General features: G+C 36.2%; 11 protein-coding genes. 5 read left to right on the top strand and 6 right to left on the bottom strand.

The window, feature by feature from the left end:
- Positions 1-407: 407 nt before the first annotated feature.
- Positions 408-596: a hypothetical protein gene (locus ABJE44_RS12890; protein WP_348110146.1), complete on the top strand. Its 189-nt coding sequence runs from the start codon at positions 408-410 to the stop codon at positions 594-596.
- Positions 597-753: 157 nt separating this feature from the next.
- Here the strand turns inward: ABJE44_RS12890 and ABJE44_RS12885 are convergent, their stop codons facing one another.
- Together ABJE44_RS12885 and ABJE44_RS12880 are read right to left on the bottom strand one after the other, a co-directional pair.
- Positions 754-2223: a diguanylate cyclase gene (locus tag ABJE44_RS12885; RefSeq protein WP_348110145.1), complete on the bottom strand. Its 1470-nt coding sequence runs from the start codon at positions 2221-2223 to the stop codon at positions 754-756.
- Positions 2224-2229: 6 nt separating this feature from the next.
- Positions 2230-3396: a hypothetical protein gene (locus tag ABJE44_RS12880; protein WP_348110144.1), complete on the bottom strand. Its 1167-nt coding sequence runs from the start codon at positions 3394-3396 to the stop codon at positions 2230-2232.
- 479 nt (positions 3397-3875) lie between these two features.
- Here ABJE44_RS12880 and ABJE44_RS12875 point away from each other — a divergent pair, with 479 nt between their 5' ends.
- Complete coding sequence (locus ABJE44_RS12875; RefSeq protein WP_348110143.1) at positions 3876-4745, top strand: nuclease-related domain-containing protein; 870 nt, start codon at positions 3876-3878, stop codon at positions 4743-4745.
- A gap of 408 nt (positions 4746-5153) precedes the next feature.
- Positions 5154-5921, top strand: coding sequence for an HNH endonuclease (locus tag ABJE44_RS12870; protein ID WP_348110142.1), 768 nt, complete (start codon positions 5154-5156; stop codon positions 5919-5921).
- Between the two features lie 333 nt (positions 5922-6254).
- Here ABJE44_RS12870 and ABJE44_RS12865 read toward each other — a convergent pair whose 3' ends face one another.
- Positions 6255-8033 (bottom strand): hypothetical protein, encoded by a 1779-nt coding sequence (locus ABJE44_RS12865; RefSeq protein WP_348110141.1) that lies wholly within the window; start codon positions 8031-8033, stop codon positions 6255-6257.
- Between the two features lie 3 nt (positions 8034-8036).
- Positions 8037-10703: a hypothetical protein gene (locus ABJE44_RS12860; protein WP_348110140.1), complete on the bottom strand. Its 2667-nt coding sequence runs from the start codon at positions 10701-10703 to the stop codon at positions 8037-8039.
- A gap of 979 nt (positions 10704-11682) precedes the next feature.
- On the opposite strand from ABJE44_RS12860, the gene ABJE44_RS12855 reads away from it, so the two are divergent.
- The gene (locus tag ABJE44_RS12855; RefSeq protein WP_348110139.1) at positions 11683-12042 is read left to right on the top strand and encodes a replication/maintenance protein RepL; all 360 of its coding nucleotides are present in this window, start codon (positions 11683-11685) and stop codon (positions 12040-12042) included.
- Between the two features lie 565 nt (positions 12043-12607).
- A complete protein-coding gene (locus tag ABJE44_RS12850; RefSeq protein WP_348110138.1) occupies positions 12608-14368 on the top strand; it encodes a retron Ec67 family RNA-directed DNA polymerase/endonuclease in 1761 nt (586 codons plus the stop codon).
- Here the strand turns inward: ABJE44_RS12850 and ABJE44_RS12845 are convergent.
- Both ABJE44_RS12845 and ABJE44_RS12840 read right to left on the bottom strand, forming a co-directional pair.
- Positions 14365-15405, bottom strand: coding sequence for a hypothetical protein (locus tag ABJE44_RS12845; protein WP_348110137.1), 1041 nt, complete (start codon positions 15403-15405; stop codon positions 14365-14367). The genes ABJE44_RS12850 and ABJE44_RS12845 overlap by 4 nt on opposite strands.
- A gap of 3 nt (positions 15406-15408) precedes the next feature.
- Positions 15409-18870 (bottom strand): DEAD/DEAH box helicase family protein, encoded by a 3462-nt coding sequence (locus ABJE44_RS12840; protein WP_348110136.1) that lies wholly within the window; start codon positions 18868-18870, stop codon positions 15409-15411.
- Positions 18871-18874: the final 4 nt, after the last annotated feature.

The following is an 18874-nucleotide window of genomic DNA, read 5'->3' as shown; positions in this document are numbered from 1 at the left end:
TAATCAATAGCAACACGACTCAAAATCGGCTTCTACTTCCCCTCAGCGGTGCAGACAGTGATATCAAACCACGGCAGGTCTAGTCCTGACTATAATCCCCATAAACAAAAATGGTCTACATGACATACTTAACAAGTAATTGGCCACTCGGATACACTCAGGCACATCTATGAGCATGCCACCTGTAGCCCCAGAGGCAGTAAATAGTTAGAATCAGCGCGAGAAGTGATTCAAGCTAACTGCACCGCCTTTTATTCTTTTAATACGCAGCTAACCACTTTAAATTAAGCCATGACATTAGCTCAGTGCATATCCCCTCGTTATTGAGTTAACATGAATAAACGGTAAATCAGAACAAACAAAACCTGCTACTTACCATCAACACATCAAAGATTAGGAACCATAAAATGGCAATTCCCAGAGTAAAAATACCTTTTTGGCTTGTAGCCATTTATTTCATTGTGAGTCTGGCTATATTGCAATTATTTAAGGCCTACGAATACCCTTCATTATTAGGGCTAGCTTTAGCTATTGTTATTGTGTTGGCTTTGTCTGTTTTATGGAATAAATACAACCTTCGTAAGACCAAAGAATAGGACTTATATAACCATCCATAATGCCATCACCTGTGGTAAAACACATTAAGTTAGGATGCTTTAATGTCGATAGTTAGAAAAGGGGATTGTTACGACAAACCTGGTTTTGTGACTGTTTTGTTAGCCTGTTGAATTAACGACAGTCCCAATTGGGTAATTAATGTTGAAAAACACAATTTCTGCCTGATTTTTTTGCATCGTATAATGCATTATCTGCTCGTTTAAATAAACTTTGAAAATCATCATATTGATCCATTAAAGTAACGCCTATACTGATACTAAGAGGTTCACCTTTAATCAATTCAATAGTATTGATCTGCACTAATAATCTATTCGCAATAGTCGCTGCCAATTGTTCATCGGTGTCAGGTAATAGCACTACAAATTCATCTCCACCATAACGGCCTAACAGATCTGCTGGTCTTAATAATTGTTTAACCGTATCGCTTAACGTTTTTAAAGCTTGATCACCTACGTCGTGACCGTAAGAATCATTTATTTTTTTAAAGTAATCGATATCTAACACTAATAAGCAAAATGGTTGACTTCTTCTTTGTGAATGTAATATTTGAGTTTCACATTGTTGAATGAGGTATTCCCTAGATGCAGTTTGTGTCAGGCTATCAATAAATACTTTACTTTGTAATTGATGGTTACGAGAAATTAAAGCAGGAATTGCAATGGCAAACAGTGCATTAGCTGCCACAACAGTAATCGCATATTGATAAACCATCACAAAATTCATCAAATACAATGTATCAACCAAAAATACAACCAACAAACTGCTTAAAGCCAAGCTAACTATATTAAAAAAGGCATTTTCACTACAAGCAATCCACATGTGAGGTAATACCAAAAAGAAAATAGCAAAAGAACTATTCATTGAATGAGTAAATTTAGCCAATAGCATGGCTAACAATACTAAACCTAAGGATAACAATATCTTGTATTTGTACTGGGGGGATGCTGAAGATGACTGCACACCAATGTGGTCTAATATTTTAAAATACTTATCTGGATACACATGACGGATAATACAAAAAAATAACGGGCCAAGTACAATTATGCCCGCCATATCACCGATCCAAAATGGTAGCCAAGTAGTAGAAAAGTCATTTACCGGCATCATATCTGACAAAATCAATGAGCCAATAACTAACATAGCGGCAATCAGTGCTGAAATTGCAGCTATTAACAAAAAGTAGATAATCAACAAGGGCAAAGTAAGTCTTTGTACTTGAGTTAACCAATATAATACCTTGCTACCAGCATAATAAGGGATGATATGCGCGATACCAAATAACACACTGGCCTTTAAAAGCCCAATATTATGTAAATCAATTTGGTAATGGCGATTGGTTAATATAGTAACCAAAATAGCCGCTACCATTAATATTGGAACAGCACGACCACCCACTACAAAAAGTACAGCAAAGGTTAAACCGGCTGGAGGAAACCAAACGCTGGCATGATGAGTATATTCAACTAACCCCCCAACAAACCAAATACCCACCCAGCTTAATAATAATAAACCTGCCCGGGCAGCACCTGAGTTTTGTAAAAAGCGAAGCCATCCCAATTTATAATTGATATAACGCCACGATGAGGAAAATTCATTTCTTTCCATTAGCAGTTACTTTTCCCAAAAATAGGCGGTGCCATTGTCACTGGCACCAATAATTTTATCGCCATTGTAGTTGATCATCATGGGCCAATTCATCAAGGTTGTTTTATATTTCCACTGTTGTGTACCTGTCTTACCATCAAAAAGATAGAAATGACCAGGAGATTCTTGCACGACTTTAACATTTTCGTCCGTTGGTTGACCATCTGTAGCGGTAACATATAACCCTTCTTTATCAAGACTAATTCCTGGATTCGCGGCATAATCCAAATCAGCTTGCCACTTTAGCAAAGCCTTCGAATCAGCTGATTCGAGCAGATAAACACATCCTTGTTTAATACCTGATTTATTAGCTCCTACAGCAAGTAATATCGTTTCGTCAGAGGTTTGAGTCATATCAAAACCATATGCCAGTTCAAGACCATCAATACTAGGCTTATATTGCCATAATGCAGTGTTGGGATTACCGTGACTAAACGCTACGCAACTACCATCATGCAACGATGCACCCCAATTTTTTCCACTATCAGTGATCGCTACACGCATTGACCCCACAGGTAAAATACATGGACTTAAAGCCTTCAATTTATTACTAACAATATCAAAGGCAGCAATTTTACCAGTTGTAGTATTATTATCATCATTGTATTTGATAGTTGACACTACCGCATGCTGGCCATTGTCAGATAAGGCACAACTGTTACAAGAAAAACCGGGAAAGGTGGTATCAGAGACCATTTGATATTGACCAGCCTTTAGTTGATATAACTGCACCGTGTCGTCAAATATGGCAAGCAATAATTGCCCGTCATGAGAAAGACTTACCTGATTCACGCGAGCCTTTAGTTTAACCTTTAATAAACTTGTTCCATCTTCAACGCTATAAGCATGTAAAAAACCATCGCCTTTTTTAGCAAGTTCACCGCCTGCTGCCGCGTAACAGCCATCGTTACTGATCGCAACCCAAAAAACACCTTGATAACTAGGCTCCATGGAAATAGGTTGTTGCCAACATTGCTTGCCTTCCGCGTTATAGCAGTAAACAGCAAAGCAACCACTGTCAAATTCACTCGAACTACCAAAAATAGAATATTTACCTTTTGCATCAATTGCCACTGAGTTGATTTGAATTTTATTGCTTGGTGACACTGCCCAGCTCGGTTCTTTAGAAATCATTGATAACTTTTTCCTTGATAGTTAGTAAATTTTTGCTGGTGATGAATGCTAGTCTTTACATCATCTTAAACAATATCAAGACTCAGTGCGAGCTCATTGGTGATCTCAAAGAAACTCAGTCATCTGAAAACAAAAATGACGTATTCGTCGAATTATTGCCCCACTAAGTAGTGTTTTTTTAATATTTCAAGGTCTGCTTTTTACATAGAAGTATCGTCAAACTATTAAATCAGCGGGGTTCAGAACCGCGGGCCTGGGACTGAAGGATGATAAGTAGCTATGCAGGTGAATCTGAGGTTTCAAAAAAGTTGATGCTGTGGGTCACTTGTCTGAGCCGCACTCCAACCAATTTTAAGCGCATAGTTTTCTAGCTATTGTTATACATTGAGATATTTATGGCGGCGTATAATTCTATGTATCATTTGTATTCTACAAATACATTTGGATAAGTCTCTTTGAATATTTTTGATGGATTAATAATGCCTGCAGCTGTTTTACTACCGATGCTAATTTTTGTTGGCGTAATCAAGCTTACTTTAGCTGCTGCAGGTCGTAATAAACGCTACCCATTTGATGTAAGTGTTAGCCATAGAGTCGCTGGCCAAAGTGTGCTGTCAGAATTTAATGATAAGTCGGCCGACCTTTTCGGGCACCTTATTATGCTAACTTTCTTATTTAATTTGCCATTTATTTATGTCGGTGCATATAAGCTTTTAGGAATAGAAAAAGTCATGCCTTGGTTGCTAGTACCCTTTTACGTCATAGGGATTATCTACATTTTGGTTAAAACAATAAGAACCACAAAAAGTAGAAACAACTTGAGGCTCGGCTTAGAGGCAGAGTGGTTTGTCTCCTCAGAGTTACATAATATTGAAGCCACTGGATATAAAGTATTCCACGACATTCAATGTGACAAATTCAACATAGATCATCTAGTCGTTGGCCCAAATGGCGTATTCGCAATCGAAACCAAAGGCAAAAGAAAGCCTACAAACTCTAAAACCACAGCCAAAAAATCCCAAGAACATGTAGTTAACGTAAAGGGCAAGATTCTAGACTTCCCCAACTACACTGACACAAATATTATCGAACAAGCCACAAGACAAGCTAAATGGGCAACCAATTGGTTAACTGAAGCCACAGGAGAGAAAATAGCCGTTTGCCCAGTTGTCACTATCCCCGGTTGGTTCGTTAAAATAATATCGAAACCAATACTCCCTGTTATAGCAACTAAAACCCTAAGCCATCAAATACCCAAACTATATGGTCAACAACTTTGCCAAGAACAAATCAAACGTATAACCCATCAGGTAAAACAAAAGACGTTACGAACGGATAATTTGATTTAATATTGAGGGTTGTCATATGTGTTCTTTGAATTCAAGCAAAAAAGGTCGCTCGCTACAGAATGTACTTTTCCTACCCGATGTGAACGCTTTAACCTAGTCAATCATACGTCTAAGTTAAACGCCACCCAATCTCGACTTACCTTTCGATCTATTCAACTGGGCGAAGCCGGCTTCTAGAACAACCAACCTCCCCCTTGTCACTGGCCCTAAGAATAAGCCATTTTTAGCTGAAACTTTAAATGCAGAAAAAGCAGTGGCGGTGTCACCAGAGATTAAAACTAAAGAGTTATAATAGCTCTTTTTTTTGATCAGAAATAATTATTGCATGCCTGTCAATTCGTATTGTTATTGGTAATTTTTTTCCATTTCTGATTTACTGATATCCCCATAACCATATACAGTTTTGAAATGACCAAATCCATAGGATGGACAAGACAACAATTACTGGTAGCACTAAATATTTACTGCCGCACGCCATTTGGTAAACTTCATGCTAAGAATCCCGAAATAATCAGATTCGCTGAATGGATTGGGCGCAGTCCAAGTGCACTGGCGATGAAATGCAGTAATTTTGCCAGTCTTGACCCCAGAATAACCAAAACCGGACGCGTAGGTCTAAAAGGGGCATCCAAAACCGACCGAGCAATTTGGCAAGAAGCGAATAAAGATTGGAGCCTATTACTAGAAGAATCTATTGATGTTATCGAAACACTTAACGCCAAACTAATTGATAACAAAAACTTAGCCGATTTCGAGTCCCCAGATTATAGCGCCGACGATCACTTCGTTACCGCAAAAGCACGTAAAGGCCAACAACTATTCCGGCAGACTGTACTTACCAGTTATGACAACCAATGCTGCATTACCGGTTTAAAAGAAACTAAACTAATTGTAGCTAGTCACATAATCCCGTGGCAAAAAGATAAGACTCACCGCCTTAATCCACACAACGGATTAGCCTTAAACTCATTACATGACAAAGCATTTGACCAGGGTTTAATTACTATCGATGACGATATGACAGTGAGAATTTCCAACAGGTTAAAACAACACGATGAATTCACCCAAAAGGCAATCGTAAAATTTAATGGTCAAGGATTGATATTGCCAAAGAGGTTTATGCCAAATACTGAGTTTTTACAATTTCACAGAGAAAACGTATTTACACTAAATTAAGCTAACAATACAGACATGCTTATTATTTAACGTTTGAGAAACTAAACGTAATTATAACTTCGATTCATTCCACTAGCCGTAAAAAACAACTAATCAATTATCCAACCTCTTGTTTTAAGCTCTTTATATAAAATTCATTGAATACAGGTAAAACAATAGCAGAGCCACCAAAGATTTGAATGAAATATTCATAACTACTCTTTTTTATCAAAATTATCGTAACAATGTTATAAAATGATTTTTAGAGAATCTGTTTCAGCAGTCCTTTGTTAAAATAAGGTTAAAATTCACTATAACCTCATTAAACTTTAGTACGTTAAAACAATTGCAAAATCAGTATTTAATGTACTTGTCTAAGATTTCATAGTAGGGATTTTCACTGCTTGAAAAATCTATAAAATCCGCACTGGCAAAAGGTAAAATAGGCAATTCACTATCAATGTCATATTTAGGGTCGTAGTAAGTAAGTCTCCTAGTATTATCAGTCTGTTTCTTTAACCCAAACATAACGCCAACAAACTTTGTTAGAGACTCAATCCCATTATTGCTATAAACCTTAAGTCCATTTCCATACTTTAAAAAAATGGAGCTTAAAATCCCAATACTATCGTCTCTATCTGACATTTTATATTTTCTAGAAAACTTGGCATCAAGTATAACAAAGTAATACTCCCCACTAATTTTGTCCTCAACTTTTAAAGTGAAGTCTGGTTCAAAATAGCTTGCCCCTCTATCGACTCTAATTAAATTATCTAGTTGTTTATCAGACGAGGAAGTTAATGCATAAAACTTTTTTTCATAAAATAATGTGTAAGTAAAATTGTCATTCTCAAATACAAAATAATTACCTAGAACATTAACTTCTTCTTTCTTCGAACCAATCAAGCTATAGCTATCCTTAACCCAATCAACTTCTATTAAAGTGCTAAACCGTCTAAGGTAATTAACTAAATAATAAAGACATGCAAATTCAAATAATTGTGAAAGGTTTCTCAACCCTAATAAAAAAGACTCTTTTTGCTTATTAGCTGATTCAGCTAAATAAAAGATTTTAATTGATTCAAATGATTTTAAATAATGCTTATGCCTTAGTGAGTAGCTAGTTTGCTGTGGCATAAAAGCTTTCACCTTTCTAACGGGCAAGTATTTATTAATTTGACCTTGAATAAAATTTAATTTTGACAAGAGTCTTACTATTATTTTTTCCTGATTTTGATAAACATCTTTTAAGGAGCTTTTAATTACGTTATCAAACTTAATATAGCCTTCATATTCTGAGTCTAATTGATTTGCTGTAACAAAGTTGACTCGGAAAACATCCAATTCTTGTCTCAAGAATTTTTGAGCCGTCCTAACAAAATAATGTATTACATGGTTCTCTTTTTTATCAGTATCAAGCACATTAATTGAGTTTGGCAACTCCACTTTCACGTAATTGCTGCTTAACTTAAAACTGTAATCATTAGAATTAGCTACTGCAACCTCATCGACATTATCAAAAAGCCAATCATTTATCCTATCTGAAAAAACCGGAGGTTTAGAGCTGTGGAATTCAACTCGTGACTCGATATCATGCTTTCTATTAAAGCGAAATTTTGGAATGGCAGATTCTAATTGGCTAATGGCGTCTTCCAAAGCCTTCATTTTTACTAACTTGTTTGGAGTGCCTTGTTTGTAATCATAGCCTGTTCTTGATTTGCTATAACAAGACTGCAAAATATCTTCAGAATTACTTGAGAGATACCTAACAATATCTTTAGCAATATTCGCTTTATGAGAAGTTATGTTTACATCAAATAAATATGTTAGTTGCGAATCATTAAATACAATCGCAAGTTCGCATTCACCAAAATAGTTTAAAAAAATGGCTTTATCATAAAAACTTCCTTTATCCTTAGTTTTGAACAAAGTGCTCCCAAGTATGTGCTCCCCTTCTGACAGCGGTAAAGAAACATCTCCCAAACTTAATGTTGGGGCGGTAATAATAACCTCATTAAATTGCTCGACTTCAATTATGATCTGATATTCGGCATCATCTTTAACTTCGATTTTGCAATCTATAGATAATTCTTTTAATACTCTAGTTCTAAGCTCAACAATAGATACTCTCACTTGCTACCCCATTATAAACTGAAAGTAATCAAAGTTACTTTCTCCAGATTGTATAAGGCAGTCAATGTCATTAGTAAATTTCTCGAGAGATAAATCTTCAGATGCAGATTTCAATTTTAACAATCGCTGTTTAAATCTTTCACCGCTCCCACATATAATAGGAAGCAGATAATATTGACAGGCAACATCCAAGATTTTATCAGAACCATACTCTTGGCTATTCATTACCTTGCAGAACCTTATCAATTGGTTGTATTTTCTCGGAGTAATAGAAACAGTGTTACCCAAACTGAAGTCCACTAAACGAAGAATACTTATAAGATGGTTAATCGCTTCTTGAAGATGATCGGAAAGAACATCAGTCTCATCAACATTGAATAAATCTACTAAATCTTTTCCAGAAATGAATGGTGAGAACTTAGTCGAAAAAATTAAATCATCCTGTGTTTCACTTAATTCAGGTAAATCATCAAATTTTATAAATACACAACGACTGATCATTCTAGGTGTAAGTCCTTGTACAGTATCATCTGTATTAGCAGTACAAATAAATCTGTTTGATTCAGGAATTGTTATATGCTTGTTTGCACCTACTTCAATATCTCGACTAGAACCTAAATCAGCTAATCCTGTTAAACTAGATAGGTAGTATTCTGGTTGGGATAAATTAAATTCATCAAGAATAAGAAATGATGGAGGGAGTTCATTATTTTCTAGCTGGTTCAACCTATCATAAAAAGGTTTAAATTTAGTTGTCCCAGTTTCAAAACTTTTAGTTAGAGAGTTGTAATAACCGATTAAATCTTTTGGTCTAGTCCATTCTTTGGCTACCGGAACTAGGAGTGTACTATCGTTTGAACCTAGAGCTAGTGTAAGTTGTGTTGCAAATGACGTTTTTCCTGTACCCGGGAGCCCCATAAATACAGCATATTGGCTTTGCATTATAGCTACTAACGATGACTCCACAAAAAATTTATCAACCGTTCTATTCATTTTTTGAAGACGGTTAGCAACCTTCTCGATTACAGATGACCTGTTCAATTGTAAATCATCAAGTTGAAAATCTGTTGCTGTCTTAACTGCGCTTATCTTTTGAACTTCTTCAGATTCAGAAGTTCTATTTTCATTATATTTATAAAAATCAAAATTTTGGATATCAGAAATAATTTGTTGATTGAGATACTTATGCGCAAGAATTGGGATCTCTGCGTTAATGTCATCTTTAATCTTACTAAGTGTCGCTCTATAATGTTCCTGTACAGCACTTAGATTACTAATTTCTTCATTTAAATCGTTTTTGATTGACGAAATTTTTTCAATATCGTCAAAGTTCCCATATTTATCAGTCGCTTCTTTTATTTGGTTATTTAATACAGTTAACTCTTGGTTTTTTTGGGCAAGTAGCGATTTATACTTCTCTGAGTTTTGAACATTTTCTAGCTCAACTTTGATCTTATTTTCTATTTCATCAAGAAGTGTTTTTCTTTCATCATATTTTAATTGTAATTCTTTTTTGGATTTTGTAATTTCTTCTTTTATCGCTGAATTTTGTTGGGCAATCTCCCTTTTTTGCTGCTCAAATTCAATATTTAGCTTTTCCAATTCTATATTTTTTTGGTCTCTATACTTTGACAAATATTTATCTTCATTCTCCTCTGCTATTTGTTTCAATAACGTAACAGCATTGTCAGAATTTAGAATAGATTTAAATATTTCTTCTTTATTATCAAGTTCATATGAATAGTTAAGGAGTAAACTTTCAACTAGAAGTTTTCTCTCTTCTGTTAGTTTTATTGACTTATTTTCGAGCCATTCCTTTACCTTAGACTTGGGGTATGCCTTTATAGAATTTGACTTGTCAGCCAATTTATAAAATTCATTTAAAACAACATTATAAGGTGCAAGATCAATTGACTTAAATGCTTCATTCCGTATTTTTCCTGCTTCATTTAAAGAGAGCAACTCTAAATTAATCAAAAACTTTCGCTCTCCATCTTCAGTTTTAATGGTTGCGATACACCTTTGATAATCAGCGATGTCGATTACAAACGACTTAAACTCTTCTCTCTTTTTTCCATTCCAAAAAGGATACGACATTCTATTACCGGGGCCATGAAACATCTCATCTGAGTTCGCATTTTGATACAAAGGCCCTACGAGTTTTGTTTTATCACTGTCTAATTCAAATATAAAAGGCGTATCAAAATACAATTTTTCGTAAGATTCAATTTTATGTTGAAATGGGGAGTTTTCTAACTCAACAACATCAATGTAGTCATTAGATATTTCAGCTATGAAACCCATTTCTTTAGTAAGTTTAGAGTGATTTTTACTGTTACCAGCACTATATGCTAACCAATATTTACAACTCCTATCAGGGTTAGGAATTGCCTCAGCTCTACAAATAAAAATTGATGAACCATAGTCTTTTTCAAGCTGTTCGTAACCTGAACGGACAAAAATTGATGGGGTTAAATCTCCTTGACCAGTCATTAAAAGATCTGACGTAATAGGCTCAACTATTCCATTTTCAATTTGAAAAAACGCCGATATAAAACCACAATTAGGATTTGATGGGGTATTTCTATGTAGTTTGCCAACAATCAATAAATCATCAGCACTAGTATGAAGGGTTGATTTTAATTTTTGGAAGGTTTGGTCAGTGTTCACTATCTCTCCTTGTTAGGCGTGAAAACGAAATACTTTTCTTATAAAATTACAATAACTTTATTAATTATACTATTCAATAAGTTACATCTATATTTTTAAGGAGAATTATAAGTAGTATTTACAACCAATTTTAAGTTAAAACACCCGACAAGCTTATTTAATACATCTGACATTTCACGACTACATTCCAAATCATCCATTTTTCAAATTTTCCAGTCGATTAGTCGAATTTAGGTTTCGAACCAAATCCTCTATCCGCCATATACAAAAAGCTGAGTTACATACAGATACTTGATGGGTGCTTGGGCGTTCGGGATGGTAGGTAAAGCGGTAATTAGTCACATACACGTCCATGATGATATGCACCCAGACAGGCCATCCTTGGCCTGTCGCTCATTCGGGCGGAGCTTCGCTCCTAAAGAGTCCGAATTCGCCCAACTCCGCGTAAATAAAAAAGCCCCAGCGGACAACGCTGGGGCTTTTTTATTTATATGGCGGAGAGAGAGGGATTCTCTGACCGAAATCTGTAGGCCACAGAACTCGTGCCTTCGAGTCCGTATGGCTATAACGTGACAGAGTTTTGTGACAGAGTAAAGTGTTAAATTTTGATGGCGATCTTAGGGCTCTTTTTCACTATCACAAAAGTTAGGGAAATCCACACGAATGCCGTTAAATTGAGTTTCACACTGTAAATATACACATTTTTTTACTTAATACGTCAGCAAAAAAGGCCAAGCGGAAGCAATATTTCTTCTAAAAAGAATAAACACTATTGAGTTAATGAATTTTCATTTTTCATATGAAAACCAAAATCATTTATTTTGCTAAGTATATAGTAAATTTTCAGGATAAATGTACACCGTCCCCCACTGCATATCACTACCATTACACACCACAGTATATATTTTAGTGGCCAACACAGAAAAGTTTGGCGATTACGTTATGTTTAGTTTGGCATTAATAAAAAAGGAGTAAAGTTATGTCAAATGGAATGAAATATGCGAAGTTTTATGGTCACAGCGTGCGTGCATTAAGCGGTTTGTCTACTAAACAGTTACAGATGTACATCTACCTAGCATCGGAAGTAAAAATGGTTAGAAACGAACTTTCGTTGACGAGAAGCGATAAAGATAAAGCAGCTAGAACCGTCGGCATTAAACCAAATAGCGTCAACAATATCCTGTCAAAATATTGTAGGCTAGATCTGATGGTTAATCGAGGCGGTGGTGTTTTTATCCTTAACCCTAATGTCACTAATCGTGGGCGATACGAAGACCAGCACCGTTTGATGATGTCATATTTAAAGGCTCAGGATGAGACGCCTGTAAAGAAAAAATAATATAGCTGAGAGCGGCAACTTCGTTGCCGTTTCTTGACATTCTTACTACATAGTTAAAAAGCCTCAAAGCCTTTAATTATGTGAGCTGTACGGAACTTAGGATACTTGAACCAATGATGATTCAATACTGAACGAAGGTTAAGTTATACCGCTACTGATGACATTTGAACTCATATTTTACATAAATGGCAACAATAAAGGCTATCTTTTGGATGTTTAACCCAAAGAGTCATTGATTTTAACAAATATCAAATTACTTCAGGCCACAAAAATCGTGCCTTTGAGTCCGTATGGTTATAATGTGATAGAGTTTTGTGAAACAGTAAAGTGTTATTTTTTAATCTTTGCGTTAAAAATACAGCTTGTATTGCCTTTATAATAAAACTAAATATTATCGTGTTTGCTCACATGCAGATTTGTTGGTTGCGTTTCGCAACCTGTGACAACATTGTCCAAGTGACTCGCCTTCTCGGATTGCTTAAATTGCTTTCTTGAATTACTCGCTCGCGGCGCGTAAGAGTGCATGTGAGCTACTTTTCTTAGGAAAAATACATTAGGGCATAATTTGATTCATAGAAGAAACTACTTACTGTTAAAGCAGGCTAAGACCAAATCAGAGTTAGCCTCAGTTTTAGGCGTTTCAGCTGCTTTTCTTACAAATATCTTGTATAAGCCAGGTGTTAAGTCGCACGTAAATTCTCACTATCATCGATTCGACATAGCTAAAAAGTCTGGTGGCGTTAGGACAATCTGTGCTCCATCAGATGAATTAAAAGACTTACAACGTAAATTGTCCGATTTATTATTGGACTGTAAAACGGTAATTCAGTTTGACAAGAAAGTTGAATGCACTCTTTCACATGGGTATGAGCGAGATAAATCCATCATTACTAATGCCCGCATACACCGTGGTAAAAAAAATGTATTAAATTTAGATTTGGCAGATTTTTTTGGTAGCTTCAATCTTGGTAGAGTTCGGGGCTACTTCATTGCCAACAAGGATTTCAAGATAGATCCCTATATAGCAACAGTTATTGCTCAAATAGCGTGCTACAAAGACACTTTACCTCAAGGTAGTCCATGTTCTCCAGTGATTGCTAACCTCATAACTAACAGTCTTGATATTAAGTTATCAAAGCTAGCTAAAAGAAATGGCTGCTCGTATACCAAATATGCTGATGATATTACTTTTTCAACCAGAAAAAAGAGCTTTCCCGCTGCAATAGTTAGCGACATTGAAAGTTTAACATTAGGTTTAAAGTTACTAGGTGAAATAAGACGAGCTGGGTTTTCCGTAAACCCCAAAAAAACTAGGCTACAATTTAAAGATTCAAGGCAAGAAGCTACGGGCCTAGTTGTAAACAAAAAAGTAAGTGTTAAATCAGAATATTGGCGTTTAACCAGAGCTATGGCTCACTCTTTATTTAAGACAGGAAAGTTTCTGATTTCCGAACAAGATGACTCTTTCAGAGACGGCCATTTATCAGAGCTTGAAGGTAGGTTAACTTTTATTGATTCTGTCGACTTTTATAACAACCTCGAAGAAAAGAAAAAGCCAGAGCCAAAATCTGAGCCGAAGATACATACTGGCATTAATAAATTTCGTGGCAAATTAAATTCGCGGGAAAAAGTTTATGGGAGGTTTTTGCAATATAAGCACTTTTTTGCGAACGAATACCCAACAATACTGACTGAAGGTAAAACAGATAACGTTTATTTAAAAAGTGCTTTAAGTCGTCTTCAAGCTACCTACCCTAACTTAGTTAACTGTAAGTCACAAAAAGCACAGTATTCGCCGAAACTAAAATTTCCCGATTTAAATCGTAAAACAATGTACTTACTCGATATAGGTGATGGTGCAACACCTTTTTTAAGGTTTGTTCAAAGATATGCTGACGATTTAAAATACTTCGAAAACAAGAAAGCTAAGAATCCAGTAATACTAGTGCTTGATAATGACACAGGACCTAAAGATTTATTAAACCATTTAGTAAATAATGTTAAATCATGCCCCAATAATATAGCCACGTTAAAAAGTAGCGGCTTTATTCATTTGTTCCATAATCTGTATCTTATTTTGACTCCACTGACCCCCACCGGTAAAGATTCCGATATGGAAGACCTATTTGATGCTGGAACTTTGGGTAGAAAGATCAATGGCAAGACATTTTCAACTGCCAAGCATTTTGATGAAACCAAACATTACGGCAAGCATATTTTTTCCACGAAGGTAGTGCGCTCAGGTAAGGCAAACATTAATTTTGATAAATTTAAATACATCTTTGATGAAATTGAAAAAGTAAAAAAACACTTTTCAAAACTTTAATTTTTAGCTTCATATTGCTCAATAAGCCCAATAATTTTCTTTGTATCGATTAAAGGGCTACCAGTTGTAAAACTTGATTCCACTGCTTTTTTATTTTTTCTTAAGTTAGGGTGAAGGTGATCAGGCCCGTAATCAACATCATGATGGTTGGCAGAATCAATTCTAGCAACCTCTTTTCCCTTAGAGTCAATAATCATATATGCGTAATCACACAAATCATCAAGCCTAAATATACCTTTCAATCCTGAAGGACGAATTAAAGTTAAAGTGTTATTGCTGGCTTTTAAAAGTTCACAACCTAAAGCCTCAGGCAACCAATTTTTAACTTCGTTAAAATGCTCTTCAGCCCCCAAAGGCATCACTTTTATTGGTGAAGGTTGATCATATGCCTTAGCCAAATATTCAATTAAACTGTTTTCATCCTTTGCTATATCAATATGCTTACTACAAAGATTAAAACCAAGCATAAAGCCCTTTTGAGCACTAAGAGTTGAACTGACCATCTGGTATTCATCGTTACCACAAACTAAACAACCAGTAGTATTTAAAAACATCGCCTTCTCTACATTGGTCGATTCTGTCCTACCTTCGAATAACCCTTTAAAAAGCTTTGTTTCTTTAGACTGACGCTCCCTGAATGCTTTAATTCTTTTTTTGAAATTATGCTCTTCAAGGAGAAGTCCAAAATCATGTGCTGAAATAATGGGTAATTTAATACCGTTAACTTCAAACTTTGATTTAAGCTGAGGTACCTCAAATAACTTAGCTGTTTGAATGAAATAGTTTCTCCCAATAGGGTATCTATCAGTATGTTTATAAAATGCGGAAAAATAAAAAATGCCTCCTTCTGCATATATATGAGCAGAATCAGCCTGTCTCATCATTATAGCTAGCTCATCGAAACTTCTTAATTCTATTCCTCGAAACGGCATCTCATCTTGAATCAAATGACACAAAATAGCCTGAGCACAAACATCAGCAGATTTACCACTACCAGTAGAGGCTATAGTTTCCTCGACAATCTCTCTAGTATTCATTATTTACTCACCCACTGCTTGTGCTTCCACACGTTTAATACGATTTCTTAAATCCATCACTGCACCATCGTCAAATAAACCGAATACACCTTCAAAGTGAATATCTGAAAACGGTGGCTTAGCTAACATGGCTGGACTCATTACGCCGTTTTGAGTTAAGAAATCGATGATGGTATTTACAAAGCGTATTTGTTGGCTGTTAAATTTAGCTTCATCTAGGTAGTCGGCAAAGGCTTCTTTAGCTGCGCCTCGGTCTAAACCAACTAGCTCACGAATAAACACACCGAGTGATTTATCAGGGTGAATGGTTGATTGGTAGGTTTCAATGTTATCAATGCCACTGGCTTCAAATAACTTATTGTCTAATTCTTCCAAATCTAATTTGGTGATCGGTTGGTTTCGCTTAATCCGCTGTATGGTTAAGTTGTCTTGGTTTTCTTTGATGTAAGACTCAACTTTCTTGCGATATAACTCTAAACCACCATCTTGGCCAAATTCATATACGCCTTCATTTTCATGCACGCCTAATACTTCATCTTGGAAGTTGGTGTAAACCACGCCAGTACTTTCTTTTTCGATAAAACGCATTAATAAACGCAATTTACGGCGAGTTTGCTCTAGCTCTTCTAGTGTTAAGTCAGTCCAGAAGTTCGCTGATTGCACGTATTGCAGCCATTCAAGTTGTTCACCAACAGCTGGTACACTTGCTTTACTTTCAAGTTTTGCGGCAATTTGATTCAGCTTATCGCGGTAGAAATCAGTTATACCTGTTTTTTCAGTTAATGCTAATTGCATGGTTAGCATCATGTGGTCAAAACGCAGCGCTAACTCTTCTTCTTTCTCATCAGGCTCTAACGGCTCAGCTTCTGTTGGTAACACCGATACTTGCTTCTCAAGCTCAGCTAAATGCTCATTAGTTAACTTAAACCATGTTTCAACTTTTTGATATTTCTCTACCACTTGTCGATTAGGACGGACAACAAAGTTGTCTAAGTTCATTCCAGCGACACGGTTATGTAGCGTATCAATCAAGTAACGTTGATATTCTGCACCGTAAATACCAAATTGCTCGTTATCAATTAACTGCTGCGATATGGTTAATCGCTTTTCAAATATGGCTTGCGAGAGCGATTTAGCACCATTGTCTTTAGCACCATCAGGGTTCATTTCAAAATATTCAAAGTTCTTACAGCAATCGAACACTTTAAAGAAAAGCTTATTGTCTTCAGGGCCAAATAGGTTTTCACACAAACGAGTACCACGACCAAGCATTTGTAAAAACTTAACTTTCGATTTAATCACCTTGAAGAACATTAAGTTAACCACTTCAGGTACATCAACACCGGTATCAAGCATATCTACCGACACAGCTATTGTTAGCGGAATATTAGGATCAGAAGGTTTCTTCTCACCTTTAAACTCTTCAATTAGCGAATCGGCATAGGTTTCTTTATAGGTAATAACCCGAGCAAACTTGCCTTTATATTTACGGTAGTTTGCATCAAAACGCTCGACAATAAACTCAGCATGGTCGTTATTAGCGGCAAAGATTATGGTTTTACCCAATCTATCACCACCGGCAACTTTAACGCCTCGTTCCATTAATACTTCAAGCGCTTTATCTACGGTATCTTCGTTAAATAAAAACTTGTTTACTTCAGACGGTAATACCTCGTCTTTATCTTCAAGTTGCTCTTTGCTTTCCCATTCTTCTTTTTCGTCTTCAGAAAGCTCAGTGTATTTAATACCTTTACGTATAAAGCCTAAATCGACCTGTACATCTTTAGGTGGTACTAAAAACTTATCGTCTATCGCCTCTTTTAACTCGTAAGCATAGGTTGGGTCGCCGTCTGGCTGCTCAAAAATATCAAAAGTGTTTTTGTCTATTTCGCTCTTTGGTGTTGCAGTTAAGCCAAGCAATAAAGCATCAAAGTAATCGAAAATATAGCGGTACTTTTTATAAACGCTCCGATGCGCTTCATCCACTATCACTAAATCAAAATGGCCAACACCAAATAATCGTGTATCAGGCGCTGCGCTTAACAAATTCAACATGGTTGGGTAGGTTGAAAAGTACAACCTGCCTTTTAAAGCACTGGTGCCACTTGATAATATTTCAGGTGACGACTTAGGCAGAAGTTTTGAGAATTCTTTTTTTGCTTGGTTTACTAACGCATTGCGATCAGCCAAAAACAGAATATTCTTAGCCCAACCAGCTCGCATTAAAATATCAACCAAGGCGATGGTAGTACGGGTTTTACCTGTACCCGTTGCCATAACTAGTAATGACTTCCGTTGTTTTTCAGCGTCAAACTGCTCACAAACCGATTCAATCGCTAAGCGCTGATACGGCCTACCTTTACCTGCAATATTGGTATCTAGCTCTATCTCTTTAAGCTGTTTAGCCAAGGTGCGCCTGTCAATCATGCGCTGCATTTCGTCTTGGTTTAAAAAGCCTTGAACAGAGCGAGGAATGTAATTTTCATCATCCCAAAAATAGATATCGTAACCATTGGTGTAATAAATTAGTGGGCGCTGCCCTCCGAACTGGGGATCATTTTCCAAGCAGTCAGCATAAAGCTCTGCTTGACGCTTACCTTCTTTGGCGTTAATGGTGGTTCGTTTAGCTTCAACTACTGCTAACGGTTTGCCGTCTTTTCCCCACAACACGTAATCAACAAAACCATTACCTTTAGGGTTTTGCTTTGAAATAGGCATACCACTAACTGGAAACTCTTTAACGTTAGCCGCATCTAAATTCCAACTCATTTCTTTTAGGTACTGGTCGATTATAAAAGTGCGAGTTTCTGCTTCATTATAATCGTGTGGGTCTTTAACCTGCTCTGCAACTTTGGCATTTTGTGCTTTTTGCTCTGCTAACTGTTGTTGCAGCGCTTTTAATTGATTTTGCAGTTCAAGATTTTGGTCACGCTCTTTATCAAGCTTTTCTTGATGTTTATCATCACGTTCAGATAACTGCTTTTGTAATTCTTTTAGTTTCTTGGCGCTGTTCATCACCAAGTTAGCGTCAATTTGAATAGTTTTAGGTAAATTGGCTAAATCAAATATTTGGTTTGTTACAGGTTTAGAGGCGGTATAAGTGCGATAAAACCAATACAGAATATGATGCAGTTCTTTTAAACTTTGTGTTGATTCAAGTTGCGATACTTTGCGTTCACTATGTACCGCATTGTTACCGGCCTTTTGTACCGCTTTAATTTTAGGGAAAATATTGCTGCCCAACGAGTTTTTAAATTCTCGTTGGTTAATTAGGGTATTTAGCGTGGTGTCGTATTTAGGCTTTTCTAACCAATTGTCGAACTCATACATCCACTGTACTAATCGCTCTAAGGTATAGCGACTATAAAAACAGCTTGAACGAGGATCTGAGTTCACCACAGCTTCCGCTTGTTTCGCGTGCTCTTGTAACTCTGGCCATTCTGTTAAAAAGTTAAAGTTCGACATTCGG

This window comes from Paraglaciecola sp. (assembly GCF_039942875.1).
Lineage (GTDB): Bacteria > Pseudomonadota > Gammaproteobacteria > Enterobacterales > Alteromonadaceae > Paraglaciecola.
This window is presented reverse-complemented; position numbering and strand designations above follow the sequence as displayed.